Annotated in this window: 11 protein-coding genes; 9 read left to right on the top strand and 2 right to left on the bottom strand. The window is 67.9% G+C overall.

Annotated elements, in window-relative coordinates:
* Positions 1-49: 49 nt before the first annotated feature.
* Entirely contained in the window at positions 50-1,264 is a 1,215-nt protein-coding gene (locus BLQ03_RS05470) for an NADP-dependent isocitrate dehydrogenase (protein WP_090753731.1), read from the top strand.
* A gap of 57 nt (positions 1,265-1,321) precedes the next feature.
* On the opposite strand, the gene BLQ03_RS05465 is transcribed toward BLQ03_RS05470, so the two are convergent.
* Positions 1,322-2,119, bottom strand: coding sequence for an MBL fold metallo-hydrolase (locus tag BLQ03_RS05465; protein ID WP_090753729.1), 798 nt, complete (start codon positions 2,117-2,119; stop codon positions 1,322-1,324).
* 131 nt (positions 2,120-2,250) lie between these two features.
* Between BLQ03_RS05465 and purQ the strand changes: the two genes are divergently transcribed.
* From purQ to BLQ03_RS05440, 5 genes are all read left to right on the top strand, one after another.
* Positions 2,251-2,919 (top strand): phosphoribosylformylglycinamidine synthase subunit PurQ, encoded by a 669-nt coding sequence (gene purQ / locus BLQ03_RS05460; protein WP_090753728.1) that lies wholly within the window; start codon positions 2,251-2,253, stop codon positions 2,917-2,919.
* 58 nt (positions 2,920-2,977) lie between these two features.
* The gene (locus tag BLQ03_RS05455; protein ID WP_090754023.1) at positions 2,978-4,783 is read left to right on the top strand and encodes a sensor histidine kinase; all 1,806 of its coding nucleotides are present in this window, start codon (positions 2,978-2,980) and stop codon (positions 4,781-4,783) included.
* Between the two features lie 16 nt (positions 4,784-4,799).
* Positions 4,800-6,128, top strand: coding sequence for a sigma-54-dependent transcriptional regulator (locus BLQ03_RS05450; protein WP_090753726.1), 1,329 nt, complete (start codon positions 4,800-4,802; stop codon positions 6,126-6,128).
* A 502-nt stretch (positions 6,129-6,630) separates the two neighbouring features.
* Entirely contained in the window at positions 6,631-9,546 is a 2,916-nt protein-coding gene (locus tag BLQ03_RS05445; protein ID WP_090753725.1) for an Rne/Rng family ribonuclease, read from the top strand.
* A 74-nt stretch (positions 9,547-9,620) separates the two neighbouring features.
* A complete protein-coding gene (locus BLQ03_RS05440) occupies positions 9,621-10,358 on the top strand; it encodes a cytochrome c biogenesis CcdA family protein (RefSeq protein WP_090753723.1) in 738 nt (245 codons plus the stop codon).
* Here the strand turns inward: BLQ03_RS05440 and BLQ03_RS05435 are convergent.
* Positions 10,313-11,152 carry an enoyl-CoA hydratase gene (locus BLQ03_RS05435; RefSeq protein WP_090753721.1) on the bottom strand — a complete coding sequence of 280 codons (840 nt, stop codon included), beginning with the start codon at positions 11,150-11,152 and terminating at the stop codon, positions 10,313-10,315. The genes BLQ03_RS05440 and BLQ03_RS05435 overlap by 46 nt on opposite strands.
* 60 nt (positions 11,153-11,212) lie before the next feature.
* On the opposite strand from BLQ03_RS05435, the gene BLQ03_RS05430 reads away from it, so the two are divergent.
* From BLQ03_RS05430 to rpsI, 3 genes are all read left to right on the top strand, one after another.
* On the top strand, positions 11,213-11,629 hold the full coding sequence (locus BLQ03_RS05430; RefSeq protein WP_090754021.1) for a PaaI family thioesterase: 417 nt from the start codon (positions 11,213-11,215) through the stop codon (positions 11,627-11,629).
* 142 nt (positions 11,630-11,771) lie between these two features.
* Positions 11,772-12,236: a 50S ribosomal protein L13 gene (gene rplM / locus BLQ03_RS05425; protein ID WP_090753719.1), complete on the top strand. Its 465-nt coding sequence runs from the start codon at positions 11,772-11,774 to the stop codon at positions 12,234-12,236.
* A 2-nt stretch (positions 12,237-12,238) separates the two neighbouring features.
* Complete coding sequence (gene rpsI, locus BLQ03_RS05420) at positions 12,239-12,760, top strand: 30S ribosomal protein S9 (RefSeq protein ID WP_090753718.1); 522 nt, start codon at positions 12,239-12,241, stop codon at positions 12,758-12,760.
* The last annotated feature ends 590 nt before the right edge of the window (positions 12,761-13,350 follow it).

Raw genomic sequence — 13,350 nt, 5'->3', positions numbered from 1 at the left:
GGGATCGGCGCTATGGGCCCGCAACGCCAACGCCAAGGGGAGCCCCCCAATGACCAAGATCAAGGTAGACAATCCCGTCGTCGAACTGGACGGCGACGAGATGACCCGGATCATCTGGGACTTCATCAAGAAGAAGCTGATTCTGCCCTATCTGGACATCGACCTGAAATACTACGACCTGGGCATCGAGGAGCGTGACCGCACCGAGGACCAGGTCACGATCGATGCCGCCAATGCGATCAAGCAGCATGGCGTCGGCGTCAAATGCGCGACCATCACCCCCGACGAGGCGCGGGTCGAGGAATTCGGCCTCAAGAAGATGTGGAAGTCGCCCAACGGCACCATCCGCAACATCCTGGGCGGCGTGATCTTCCGCGAGCCGATCATCGCCCGCAACGTCCCGCGCCTGGTTCCCCACTGGACCCAGCCCGTGATCGTCGGCCGCCATGCCTTCGGCGACCAGTACAAGGCCACCGATTTCCGCTTCCCCGGCAAGGGCAGGCTGACGATCCGCTTCGTCGGCGAAGATGGCGAGACCATCGAGCACGAGGTCTTCCAGGCCCCGTCCTCGGGCGTGGCGATGGCCATGTACAACCTGGACGACTCGATCCGCGACTTCGCCCGGGCCTCCATGAACTACGGCCTGAACCGCGGCTATCCGGTCTATCTCTCGACCAAGAACACGATCCTCAAGGCCTACGACGGCCGCTTCAAGGACCTGTTCCAGGAGGTCTTCGACGCCGAGTTCGCCGACAGGTTCAAGGCCGCCGGCATCACCTATGAACACCGCCTGATCGACGACATGGTGGCCTCCAGCCTGAAATGGTCGGGCGGCTATGTATGGGCCTGCAAGAACTACGACGGCGACGTGCAGTCCGACACCGTGGCGCAGGGCTTCGGCAGCCTCGGCCTGATGACCTCGGTCCTGATGACGCCCGACGGCAAGACCGTCGAGGCCGAGGCCGCCCACGGCACCGTGACCCGCCACTACCGCGAGCATCAGAAGGGCAAGGAGACCTCGACCAACTCCATCGCCTCGATCTACGCCTGGACGGGCGGGCTGAAGCACCGTGCCAAGCTGGACGGCAACGAGCAGTTGCAGCGCTTTGCCGAGACGCTGGAGCGCGTGACCGTGCAGGCGGTCGAGGACGGCTTCATGACCAAGGACCTCGCCCTGCTGGTCGGCCCCGACCAGAAATGGCTGTCCACCATGGGCTATCTCGAGAAGGTGGACGACTACCTGAACAAGGCGCTGGCGGACTGACCGCCGCTGCCTTGCGGAAAACGCAAACGGCCGGGCGCTTGCCCGGCCGTTCTCATGTCAGCTGGCGGGACCCTTGGGGTCGTCCGTTTCGGGATACCAGTCCACGATGGCGACGGCGGTCGCGGCACCGGTGGTGCGCAGCTTCTCGGCGAACTCGGCCGGGTCGTTGCCGCGGTGGTGATAGGGGATGACCATCTTCGGCGCCATCTCGGCCACGCCTTCGACCGCCTGGTCCACCTCCATCGTGTAGGGCAGGTTCATCGGCACGAAGGCGACGGCGATGTCCTTCTGGGCGCGGAACTCGGGCGTGGCCTCGGTGTCGCCCGCAATGTAGATGCGGCCGTGCTCGGGCGAGGTCAGCACATAGCCGTTGTCGCGGCCCTTGGGGTGATACTGCGTCCGCTCGGGCGTGACGTTGTAGGCGGGCACGGCCTCGATGGGCATTCCCGCGACCTCGCCCGTGTCGCCGTTGGCCATGACGGTCGCGCGGGACCGCAGCGCCTCGGGCAGCTTCTCGGCGACGGCCGGGTTCATGATCAGCGCCACGCCCTCGGTCACGACGGCGGCCAGGGTCTCGGGGTCGAAGTGGTCGCCGTGTTCGTGCGTGACCAGCACGGCGGCGGGCGTCCCGGCCGAGGCATAGCGGTCGGCGCCGCCCACCGGGTCCACCAGGATCTTCTGGCCGCCCAGCGTCAGCATCAGGCTCGCATGGCCGAAGGGGGTCAGGAACTCGGGCGCGGCGGCAGGGGCGGCGGTTCCAGAGGCGGCGGCCTGCGCCCGCAGCATGGCGGGCAGGCTGGCCGCGGCCCCCGCGGCCAGGGCGGCGGCAAGGGTCTGGCGTCGGTTGAGGCGCATCGCATGTCTCCGAAGATCGAGGGGTGACGATCAATTCCCGCGCGCCACCCCCGGTTCCCGGCCCCGCAGGTCTTTCCCCCGGGGCCCCCGCAGGCTATCTCCACGCCATCCCCAGCCTCGGAGCGCCGCCGATGAAAGCCGCCGTCATCACCTTCCCCGGGTCCAACTGCGACCGCGACCTCCTCGTCGCGCTGAAGGCCGCAGGCGCGGATGTCGCCCGCGTCTGGCACAAGGACGACGCTCTGCCGGCAGGGACCGACCTCGTCGCGGTGCCCGGCGGCTTCTCCTTCGGCGACTACCTGCGCTGCGGGGCCATCGCCGCCCGCTCGCCCGTCGCAGGCGCGATCCGCGACCATGCCGAACGGGGCGGCTATGTGCTGGGCATCTGCAACGGCTTCCAGGTGCTGACGGAACTGGGCCTGCTGCCCGGCGCGCTCATGCGCAACGCGGGCCTGACCTTCATCTGCAAGGACGCCGCCCTGCGCGTCGAATCGCGCGACAACGCCTTCCTGTCGGCCTTTTCGGACGGCGAAGAGATCACCTTCCCCGTCGCCCATCATGACGGCAACTACCAGATTGACGCCGAGGGCCTGGCCCGCCTCAAGGCCGAGGGTCGCATCGCGCTGACCTATCGCGGCGGGCTCAACGGCTCGATGTCCGACATCGCGGGCGTTCTGTCGGAAAACCGCCGGGTCCTGGGGATGATGCCGCATCCCGAACGCGCGGCGGAAGCGGCGCATGGCGGCTCGGACGGGGCGCGGCTGTTCCACGGCCTGATCGACTCGACCGTCGCGGCGTAAAGCAGCCGACCGACGCAAGAGCTTGAGCGGAAGCCCGCCATTTCCTAGATTGGCCGGCATGGCAGATCGCGGCCAAGAGATCGAGGACGACCCGACCCATCCCGCCGCGCTGCGCGCCCGGGTGGCCGCCCGTGCCCGGCTGGTCAACCGCCTTGCCGTCGTCCTTCTGCTGGCCGCGGCCGTGGGCGCGATCTGGTGGACCAATGTCTGGCTGACCGAGCGCTTTTCGGAAAACACGCGCGTCCGGGCCGAACTGCGCTCGGCCCTTTATACCGGCAACCTGCTGTCCGAACTGCAGCGCACGGCGGTCGTGCCGCTGCTGCTGGCGCGCGACCCGGCGCTGATCGGCGCGCTCAGCACCAAGGACTACGCCACCGTCTCGGCCCGGCTGATCGCCGCGCAGAAGGACATCGGCGCGGCCTCGATCCGGCTTCTGGACAATTCGGGCCGCACCGTCGGGGCCACGGACCGCAAGCTTCTGGGCGCGAACTACGTGCTCTCGCCCTTTTATGTCGAGGCGCTGCGGACGAACGACACAGTCTTCACCGTCTCGCCGGGCGACACGGGCGGCTTCGACTTCACCTATTCCCGCGCCGTGGTCAGCGACGGACGGGCGCTGGGGGTGATCGTCGTCGGCGCCGACCTGCTGCGGCTGGAACGGTCCTGGTCGGGCATCTCGGACGCGGTGGTGGTCACCGACAGCTCGGGCCAGATCATCCTTTCGACCGAGCCGCGCTGGCGCGGCCACACGCTGGCCGATGCGCTGGCGGTCCGTTCCGCCCCTTCGGCCATCGAGCGCGCCTTCCAGGTCACCGCCGACTGGTCCAACCGCCCCGCCGATGCCTATGTGGGCGGCCGCGCGGTCATGCAGACGGAAACGCGCATCCCCTTCCGGGGCTGGCGGATGACCCTGTTCACCACCTTCGACTCGGTGCGCGACCGGGTGAACGCCTTTCTTGCGCTGGAAATCATGGGCTTTGCCCTGCTGATGGCGCTGGGCTTCTATGTCCTGTCGCGCCGCGCCAGTGTCCAGTCCGCCCGCTATCGCCGGGAATCGGCCGACCTGCGGGCGCTGAACGCCCGCCTGACGCGCGAGATCGCGGAACGCGAGCGGATGCAGCGCGAGCTGCGCGTGGCCGAGCAGACCGTCCAGCAGGCCTCGAAGCTGGCCGCGCTGGGCGAGATGTCGGCGGGCGTCAGCCACGAGCTGAACCAGCCCCTGGCCGCCATGAAGACCTATCTTGCCGGGGCGCGCCTGCTGCTGGAACGCGGGCGGGGGGACGAGGCGCTGACCTCGTTCCAGCGCATCGACGACCTTCTGGACCGGATGGGCACCATCACCCGCCAGCTCAAGTCCTATGCCCGCAAGGGCGGCGAGGCCTTCGAGCCGGTGGACCTGCGCGTGGCCCTGTCCGGGGCGCTGACGATGATGGAGCCGCAGTTGCGCAACCGCCGCGTCCGCCTGCAGCGCAGCCTGCCGCGCGAGCCGGTGATGGTCTTCTGCGACCGCATCCGGCTGGAACAGGTCATCATCAACCTGTTGCGCAACGCCATGGACGCCACGCGCGAGATCCGCGACCCCTCGATCGAACTGGTGGTGGACAAGCTTTCGCACGCGCGGCTGTCGGTGCGCGACAACGGCCCCGGCGTGGCCGACCTGGAAAAGCTGTTCGAGCCCTTCTGGACCACGAAAAGCCCCGGCGAGGGCACCGGCCTCGGGCTCGCGATCTCGTCGGGCATCGTGGCCGATTTCGGCGGCCGCCTGACCGCCCACAACCGCGACAGCGGCGGCGCGGTGTTCGACCTCGAGCTGCCGCTGTATGAACCCGCCCGGCGCGGCGCCACGCCGCTGGCCGCGGAATGACGAAAGGACTTCGCAGATGACGCAGACGATGACCGTGGCGATCGTCGATGACGAACCCGACATGCGCGAATCTATCAGCCAGTGGCTGACGCTCTCGGGCTTCCGCACCGAAAGCTTCGCCAGCGCCGAAGAGGCGCTCAAGGCCATCGGTCCCGACTGGCCCGGCGTGGTGATTTCCGACATCCGCATGCCCGGCATGGACGGCATGGCCTTCCTCAAGCGGCTGATGGGCCAGGATTCGGGCCTGCCGGTCATCATGATCACCGGGCACGGCGACGTGCCCATGGCGGTCGAGGCGATGCGTCTGGGCGCCATGGACTTCATGGAAAAGCCTTTCAATCCCGACCGGATGACGGAACTGGCCAAGAAGGCCACGCAGGCCCGCCGCATCACGCTGGACAACCGCGCCCTGCGCCGGGATCTCAGCGAGGGCCAGCAGGTCATGTCCAAGCTGGTGGGCTCCAGCCCGGCGATGGAACGGCTGCGCGAGGATATCCTCGATCTCGGCCAGGCCGACGGCCATGTCCTGATCGACGGCGAAACCGGGACCGGCAAGACGCTGGTCGCCCATGCCCTGCACGCGGTCGGGCCGCGCGCGTCCCGCAAGTTCGTCCCCATCTCCTGCGCGGCCTACAACGAGGAGGCGCTGGCCACGCGCCTGTTCGGTCCGGTCGAGGACGGGCTTCCGGCCGTCGAGGAGGCGCGCGGCGGCACGCTTTGCCTCGAGGACATCGAGGCGCTGTCCGAGCCCCTTCAGGCACGGCTTCTGGCCTTCATCGCGGGGCAGGGCGCGCCCGCCGAGACGCGGATCATCGCCATTTCCAACGCCCGCGGCGAGGGTCGCCGGGCCGAGGACAGCCTGCGACCCGACCTCTTCTATCGCCTGTCGGCCTTGAAGATCACCCTGCCGCCCCTGCGCCAGCGGGGCGAGGATATTCTCGCGCTCTTCACCCGCATGACCGAACAGTTCGCCGACGAATACGGCTGCGAGCCGCCCCAGATCACCGCGCAGGAGGCCGCCCAGCTTCTGCAGGCGCCCTGGCCGGGCAACATCCGCCAGCTCATCAACGTGGCCGAGCGCGCGGTCCTGCAGAACCGGCGCGGCTCGGGGTCGATCACCTCGCTCCTGATGGGAGACGGGGAAGAGGCGCAGACCGACGCGACGACTACGGAGGGCAAGCCGCTCAAGGAATATGTCGAGAGCTTCGAGAAGATGCTGATCGACAACACAATGCGCCGCCACAAGGGTTCGATCAGCGCGGTCATGGACGAATTGTGCCTGCCGCGCCGGACGCTGAACGAGAAGATGGCCAAATACGGCCTCAGCCGCAGCGACTATCTCTAGGCAGACGGATTGTGCATCGCCTGTGCATGGATTGTGCATCGGCGGTGCTGCAACCAGGGGCTGAAAGGGCCGGCGACGCTTTCGCATTGTCATTCCTTGGCTTCACACCCTATGTTGGACCCATGCGCGGGCTTGCGGCCGTCTGATCGGCCGCGCTTGCCCGGCACCCGGTTTCGCAACGCGGTGGTCTTGTCGGTTTCTTCCGGCGGTCCCCTGCGTGGGAAAAAGCCGGCGGACCGGCTCGTCCCTGGGGACGCGCGGCCCGCCGAAACATTCGCCGTCCTTGTCCGTGTGATGCGGTTCAAGGGCACAGGAAAAAGAGACGCGATGGATCGCGCGATGGATGACGACGCACGGAGCCGGCGGGGCATGAGCCCCGCGGGCCATGTGGTCGCCGGCCCCGCAGTCCCGTCCGGCGCCCTCCGCGCGTCCTCATCAAGCCGCACCTCCATGTCCGCTCCGCCTTTGCGCGGACGGACCGGGCTGCGCGAAAGAACGATTCATGGCAAAGAAAATGCTGATCGATGCCACGCATCCCGAGGAAACTCGGGTCGTCGTGGCGGACGGAACCAGGGTCGAAGACTTTGATTTCGAGACACTGAACAAGCGGCAGCTCGCCGGCAACATCTACCTGGCCAAGGTCACGCGGGTCGAACCCTCGCTGCAGGCGGCCTTCGTGGATTACGGCGGGAACCGCCACGGCTTCCTGGCCTTCGCGGAAATTCACCCGGATTACTACCAGATCCCGGCCGCCGACCGCCGCGCGCTGATCGAGGAGGACCGCGCCGCCGCCGAGGAGGCCGAGGCCGAGGAAGGCGCCTCCGAGCGCCGGCCGCGCAACAACCGCAACCGCAGCCGCAATCGCGATGAACGCGCCGAGCGCGCGAGCGGCAACGACGCCGTGACCCGCTCCGAGCATGTGCCGGGGATGGAGGTCATCGACGCGGGCAGCGAAGAGCACGCCGAGGAGGCCGCGGTGGAGTCCGGCTTCGCCGCCGCGGGCGGCGATGTCGTGGACGCCTCGGTCGAAGGGCAGGGCGGCAATGCCGACGCGCCCGAGCCCGCCCCCGCCGATGCGCCACTGCAGGCCGAGGCCGAGGCAGGCGACGAAGTCCGCGCCGCCGAGGAGGCCGAGTCCGACGAGGGCGCGGCGGACGACAAGGCCGAAGGCCGCAACGCCGACCACGACGACGAGATCGAGTCCGTCGCCGAGGAGGACGTGGCCGAGGAGATCCGGCCCGCCCGCAAGCCGCGCGCCCGCCGCTACAAGATCCAGGAAGTGATCAAGGTCCGGCAGATCATGCTGGTCCAGGTCGTCAAGGAGGAACGCGGCAACAAGGGCGCGGCGCTGACCACCTACCTGTCGCTCGCCGGCCGCTATTGCGTGCTGATGCCGAACACGGCGCGCGGCGGCGGGATTTCCCGCAAGATCACCAATGTCGCCGACCGCAAGAAGCTGAAAGAGATCGCGGCCGAGCTGGAGGTGCCGCAGGGCGCCGGGCTGATCATCCGCACCGCCGGTAGCCAGCGGACCCGGACCGAGATCAAGCGCGACTACGAATACCTCATGCGCCTGTGGGAGCAGATCCGCGAACTGACCTTCAAGTCGATCGCGCCCGCGCCGATCTACGAGGAAGGCGACCTCATCAAGCGGTCCATCCGCGACCTTTACAGCAAGGACATCGACGAGGTGCTGGTCGAGGGCGAGCGCGGCTATCGCACCGCCCGCGACTTCATGGCGATGATCATGCCGACGCAGGTCCGCGCCGTGAAGCACTACACCGACCCGACGCCGCTTTATGCGCGCTACCAGGTCGAAAGCTATCTGGGCGGGATGTTCAGCCCGGTCGTGCAGCTGAAATCGGGCGGCTACATCGTCATCGGCATCACCGAGGCACTGGTCGCCATCGACGTGAACTCGGGGCGGGCGACCAAGGAAGGCTCGATCGAGGATACGGCCTTCAAGACGAACTGCGAGGCCGCCGACGAGATCGCGCGCCAGCTGCGCCTGCGCGACCTGGCGGGCCTGATCGTCATCGACTTCATCGACATGGACGAGCGCAAGAACAACGCCGCCGTCGAGAAGCGCTTCAAGGAGGCGCTGAAGAACGACCGCGCCCGCATCCAGGTCGGCCGCATCTCGGGCTTCGGCCTGATGGAGATGAGCCGCCAGCGGCTGCGGCCGGGAATGCTGGAGTCGACCACCCAGCCCTGCCCGCATTGCCACGGCACCGGGCTGATCCGGTCGGACGATTCCATGGCGCTGACGATCCTGCGCGCGATCGAGGAAGAGGGCACGCGCAAGCGGTCCCGCGAGGTGCTGGTGCGTGCGCCCGTCGCCGTCGCCAACTACCTGATGAACCAGAAGCGCGAGCATATCGCCACCATCGAGTCGCGCTACGGCCTGTCGGTGCGGGTCGAGGCCGATCCTTCGCTGATCTCGCCCGACTATACGATGGAGAAGTTCAAGACCGCGACCCGCGTGGTGCCCGAGCCGGCCTCGGCCGCGCTGTCGGTCGATGCGCGCCTGATGGCAGAGATCGACGAGCACGAGGACCTGGCCGAGGAGGAGATCGAGGTCGAGGCGGAGGCCGAAGCCGAATCTGCAGACGTCGCGGCGTCTGGAGCCTCTGCCGAGGAGGAAAGCGAAAGCGGCTCGCGCCGCCGCCGCCGCCGCCGCCGTCGGGGTGGGCGCAATGGTGACGAGGCGCACGGGGGCGAGCAGTCCGTTTCGGACGACGCCGAGGCCGAGGCGCAGCCCGCGCAGGCCGAGGCCGAGGGCGAGACTGCCGAAGAGGACAAGCCCGCCGGTCGTGCCCGCCGCTCGCGGTCACGGTCGCGCCGCCGCGGCGAAGATCGGGATGCCACCCGCGCCGAGGCCGGGGAGGCGCCGCAAGGCCTCATCGACGAAAGCCGCGACGTTCCGGCGGGCGAGGGCGAGCCGGTGGAAACCGGCGGCATCCCCGCGAATGCGGACGGACTGAGCGACGATGCCGAGGCTTCTCGGGACAACGCTCCCGAGGCTGCGGACATGGCCGAAGCGGCGGCGGATCCTGTCCAGCCGCAGGATGCCGGTGAAAACGCGGCGGCTGCTGAGGTCGCCGAGGTTTCGGCCCAGCCGGAGGTGACCTCGGACCTGTCCGAAGTTGCGCCGTCGCACGAGGCGGCAGCAGGTGACGATGGAAGCGCGGCCGGGGTCGAGGCAATCTCCGGGGCTCCGGCCTTGGAGGAAGGCACGACGGTTGTTGCGGATGAGGCTGCAGGAGATGACGCCGTGACCGGCGAGGTCTCGCCTGCATCCTCGGAAAGCGGCCCTGCCATGGAGGCCGAGCCGCAGGCCGATGTCTCGGTCCTCGAAGCGCCCGAGCCTGCCGCCGAGCCGCGGCCCCGGCGCCGGGGCTGGTGGTCCAAGGGCTGACCTGACGCAGCCGTGACGTTCTGACGCGAGGCCGGGGCTTTCCCGGCCTCGTTCTTTTCGCCAAGGTGCCGCCCATGTTTGGGATCGAACTCGCCGATGCGGCCATCCTGCCGGCCGCCCTTGTCGCGGTGGTCGCGGGAATCCTGTCCTTCCTGTCGCCCTGCGTCCTGCCGATCGTGCCGCCCTACCTGGCCTACATGACCGGGGTGAAGGTCTCGGCCCTGAAGGAGCGCCAGCGCAGCGCGGTGCTGCCGGCGCTGTTCTTCGTGCTGGGACTTTCCACCGTCTTCCTGCTGATGGGCTATGCGGCCTCGGCCTTCGGCCGCGCTTTCCTGCAGTATCAGCCGATGCTGGTGACGGTCTCGGGCATCTTCGTCATCCTTCTGGGCCTGCATTTCCTGCATGTCTTCCGCATTCCGATCCTCGACCGCGAGGCGCGGATCGAGGCCGGGGACAAGGGCGGCACGGCAATGGGAGCCTATCTGCTGGGCCTTGCCTTCGCCTTCGGCTGGACGCCCTGCATCGGGCCGCAGCTGTCCATGATCCTGACGCTAGCCGCGACCGACCCGACGCGCGGCACGACGCTTTTGGGAGTCTATGCGCTGGGCTTGGGCATCCCGTTCCTGCTCTCGGCAATCTTCATCGAGCGGTCCATCGGGCTGATGAACCGCCTGAAGCGGCACATGGGGGTGATCGAGCGGATCTCGGGCGTCCTGCTGATCGCGGTCGGTGTGCTGCTGCTGACCGGTTGGCTGGGGGTCATCAGCTACTGGCTGCTGGAAACCTTCCCGGCGCTGGCCGCTATCGGCTGAGCCGCCCAGGCAGGCTGGCGCTTTTCCAGAAAGGCGTTCAGCCCCTCGTCGGTCTCGGGCAGCATCAGGTTCTCGCACATGACGGCGCCGGTCTGCCGGTAAGCGTCGGCAAGGCCAAGGCCAAGCTGTTCGCGGAAAGCCCGCTTGCCCAACCGCACCGCCGCAGGCAGCTTGGTCGCGACCAGTTGCGCCAGCGCCATGGTCTCCTCGGCCAGCCGCACGGACGGAACGACGCGGTTCACCAGCCCCAGATCGCGGGCACGATGGGCGTCGATGAACTCGCCCGTGACCAGCATCTCGAAGGCAGCGCGGGGATGGATCGCGCGGGTCAGCGCCACCATGGGCGTCGCGCAGAAAAGCCCGATGTTGATGCCGTTGGCGCCGAAGCGCACGCCCTCGGCAGCCACGGCCATGTCGCAGCTGGCGACCAGCTGGCAGCCTGCCGCGGTGGCGATTCCCTGCACCTCGGCGATGACCGGCTGGGCCAGGGCGCCGATGGCCTGCATGACGCGGGCGCAGTCCCCGAACAGAGCCTGATAGGCGGCCTCGCCACCATCCGCATCCGCGCGCGCCGCCTGCATCTGCTTCAGATCATGGCCCGCCGAGAAGGCCTTTCCCTCGGCCGCAAGGATCACGGCGCGCACGGCATCGTCGGCGGCGATCCGGTCCAGTTCCCCGGCCAGCGCGGCCAGCATCTCGTTCGACAGCGCGTTGTAGTTCGCGCCGCTGGTCATCACCAGGCGCGCGACCGCGCCCTGGTCCTCTCGCCGGATCAGTCCGCCGGTGTCAGCCATTGTCTCTCCCCTCTCGCTCGCGCCAAAGTCTAGGCGGCGAAAGAAGGGGTGAAAAGCATGATGCAGCCGCAGGAGATCGAGGCCTTCCTGGACCGCGAGTTCCCGCAGGTCAGCGGATACAGCGTGACGCGGGTGGACGGGCAGGGCGTGGAGATGCGGCTGGCCGTCGAGGACCGGCACCTGCGGCCCGGAGGCACGGTCTCGGGGCCGACGATGTTCGAACTGGCGGACCTTGCGATGTATGCGGCCGTGCTGTCGCGGATCGGGCCGGTGGCGCTGACGGTAACGACGGGGGCCAACATCGACTTCATGCGCAAGCCCGCGGCAGGGCGCGATCTGCTGGCGGAATGCCGGCTGCTGAAGCTGGGAAACGTCCTGGCCGTTGGCGACGTGCTGATCCGCAGCGAGGGGGCAGAGGTGCCAGTCGCACGGGCGTCTCTGACCTACTCGATTCCGCCGAAATCGCGCAGGAACTAGGCCGTAGTCATTGGTACTATATTACCAATGTCGTAAGTGCATGAGGTGCAATTATTTTTCGGCGTGCTCGCGCGTTGACCGGAGGGGGTGCTTTGGTGCATAGACCCCTATCCGAATTCACACCCCCCGAAAGGGACGACCGATGAAGACCTATACCGCGAAACCGGCGGAGATCGAGAAGAAGTGGATCCTGATCGACGCCGAGGGCGTCGTTCTGGGCCGCCTCGCCACGATCGTCGCCAGCCGCCTGCGCGGCAAGCACAAGCCGACCTACACGCCGCACATGGACATGGGCGACAACGTGATCGTCATCAACGCCGACAAGGTGCAGATGACCGGCGACAAGCGCGACGACAAGAAGTATTACTGGCACACCGGCCACCCGGGCGGGATCAAGCACCGCACCGCCCGCCAGATGCTGGAAGGCGCCCATCCCGAGCGCGTCGTCATCAAGGCCGTCGAGCGCATGATCAGCCGCAACAAGCTGGGCAAGCAGCAGATGACCAACCTACGCGTCTATGCCGGCGACCAGCACCCGCACGAGGCCCAGCAGCCCGAAGTGCTGGACGTCAAAGCGATGAACCCCAAGAACACCCGGAGCGCCTGAACATGGCCGAAGACATCAAATCGCTGGACCAGCTGAGGGACGCGGTGACGGCCAGCGCCGGCGCCGTCCAGGGCTCGACCTCGGAAGAAGCGCGCAGCCTGCAGGCCGCCGTCGCGCGCGAACCCCAGCGCGATGCGCAGGGCCGCGCCTATGCGACCGGCAAGCGCAAGGACGCGGTTGCCCGCGTCTGGGTCAAGCCCGGCTCGGGCAAGGTCACCGTCAACGGCAAGGACATGGCGGACTACTTCGCCCGTCCCGTGCTGCAGATGATCCTGCGCCAGCCCTTCGACATCGCCGGCGTCGCCAACCAGTACGACGTTTACGCGACTGTTGCTGGCGGCGGCCTCTCGGGCCAGGCCGGCGCCGTGAAGCACGGCATCTCGAAGGCGCTGCAGCTGCACGAGCCGAGCCTGCGTGCGGCGCTGAAGGCTGCAGGCTTCCTGACCCGCGACCCTCGCGTCGTCGAGCGGAAGAAGTACGGCAAGGCGAAGGCTCGCCGGTCGTTCCAGTTCTCGAAGCGCTGATCGCTTCGACTCGGACAGGCTTCAGGGCGCGGCATCTGCCGCGCCCTTTTTTATTTCGGCGAAGCGATTCCGCGGCTCTCGGTTTGTGTGCCACCGTTCTTGTCACCTGGTTGTTGCGGTTCCGTGGGAGATTCGGGGGTGGGTTGTGGCTGTTCTGGGTTCCGGGCCGGTTGCGGGTGGCGGAACTGGCAGTGGAGAGTGTTGCGCGTCAGTGGGTTGCAACGAAGTTGTGGCTCGGGTGATTTTTTGTGCTTGCCCCCGTCTGCATCTCCCCCTAGATACCGCTTCACCGAACGGCGGGGACGCTGGGCGGGACGGGGAAGCCGGGAGGCGGAACCGGGTGGGGCTCTTGAGGCTGCTGCGGAAGAAAGTCGGGATTTTGGTCTTGACGGGGCAACGCGGGGTGGCTAGATAGGGTTCCGGCCTCGGCGACGGGGCGGAAGGAAATTCGGGACGGGCTGGCTGTTGGCGCCAAGTGGTATTGGCGACTGCGGTCTGTTTTGTTCCTCTGCTGTTTGACATTGCGAGATATCTGAAGGGATATGCGGGCGGTTTGGTCATTCGACCGGAGCACCGACGCATATCGGCTC

The sequence above is a fragment of the Paracoccus chinensis genome (assembly GCF_900102885.1).
In the GTDB taxonomy this organism is placed as follows: Bacteria; Pseudomonadota; Alphaproteobacteria; order Rhodobacterales; family Rhodobacteraceae; genus Paracoccus; species Paracoccus chinensis.
Note: the sequence above shows the minus strand (reverse complement) of the source record. Positions and strands in the feature narration are given on the sequence as shown.

What these genes read in the sequence shown, in the direction of transcription:
- BLQ03_RS05470 (WP_090753731.1), top strand. Translation starts at nt 50, where the DNA reads ATGACCAAGATCAAGGTAGACAATCCCGTCGTCGAACTGGACGGCGAC.
- BLQ03_RS05465 (WP_090753729.1), bottom strand. Translation starts at nt 2,119, where the DNA reads ATGCGCCTCAACCGACGCCAGACCCTTGCCGCCGCCCTGGCCGCGGGG.
- purQ (WP_090753728.1), top strand. Translation starts at nt 2,251, where the DNA reads ATGAAAGCCGCCGTCATCACCTTCCCCGGGTCCAACTGCGACCGCGAC.
- BLQ03_RS05455 (WP_090754023.1), top strand. Translation starts at nt 2,978, where the DNA reads ATGGCAGATCGCGGCCAAGAGATCGAGGACGACCCGACCCATCCCGCC.
- BLQ03_RS05450 (WP_090753726.1), top strand. Translation starts at nt 4,800, where the DNA reads ATGACGCAGACGATGACCGTGGCGATCGTCGATGACGAACCCGACATG.
- BLQ03_RS05445 (WP_090753725.1), top strand. Translation starts at nt 6,631, where the DNA reads ATGGCAAAGAAAATGCTGATCGATGCCACGCATCCCGAGGAAACTCGG.
- BLQ03_RS05440 (WP_090753723.1), top strand. Translation starts at nt 9,621, where the DNA reads ATGTTTGGGATCGAACTCGCCGATGCGGCCATCCTGCCGGCCGCCCTT.
- BLQ03_RS05435 (WP_090753721.1), bottom strand. Translation starts at nt 11,152, where the DNA reads ATGGCTGACACCGGCGGACTGATCCGGCGAGAGGACCAGGGCGCGGTC.
- BLQ03_RS05430 (WP_090754021.1), top strand. Translation starts at nt 11,213, where the DNA reads ATGCAGCCGCAGGAGATCGAGGCCTTCCTGGACCGCGAGTTCCCGCAG.
- rplM (WP_090753719.1), top strand. Translation starts at nt 11,772, where the DNA reads ATGAAGACCTATACCGCGAAACCGGCGGAGATCGAGAAGAAGTGGATC.
- rpsI (WP_090753718.1), top strand. Translation starts at nt 12,239, where the DNA reads ATGGCCGAAGACATCAAATCGCTGGACCAGCTGAGGGACGCGGTGACG.